This is a genomic window from Aquitalea pelogenes (genome assembly GCF_001515305.1).
Classification (GTDB): Bacteria; Pseudomonadota; Gammaproteobacteria; order Burkholderiales; family Chromobacteriaceae; genus Aquitalea; species Aquitalea pelogenes.
In genome coordinates this window covers 1-204 of the sequence record NZ_LNQV01000178.1, presented here as the reverse complement: position 1 = coordinate 204, position 204 = coordinate 1, and the positions used below count along the sequence as shown (strand labels likewise).

The 204-nt window shown below is 64.2% G+C and carries 1 pseudogene; it reads right to left on the bottom strand.

From position 1 onward, the window contains the following. Positions 1 to 204: pseudogene (locus tag AWT75_RS22000) on the bottom strand (hypothetical protein); the annotation flags it as partial.

The window sequence follows — 204 nt, the reverse complement described above, 5'->3', positions numbered from 1 at the left end:
GGCCAGGTAGTCGTCGGCCCCCAGTTCCAGCCCCAGGATTTCGTCCACGTCTTCATGCGCGCGGTCGATGCTGAGAATGCGGCCGTGATAACGCAGCCGCACTTCGGCCAGGTAGTCGTCGGCCCCCAGTTCCAGCCCCAGGATTTCGTCCACGTCTTCATGCGCGCGGTCGATGCTGAGAATGCGGCCGTGATAACGCAGCCG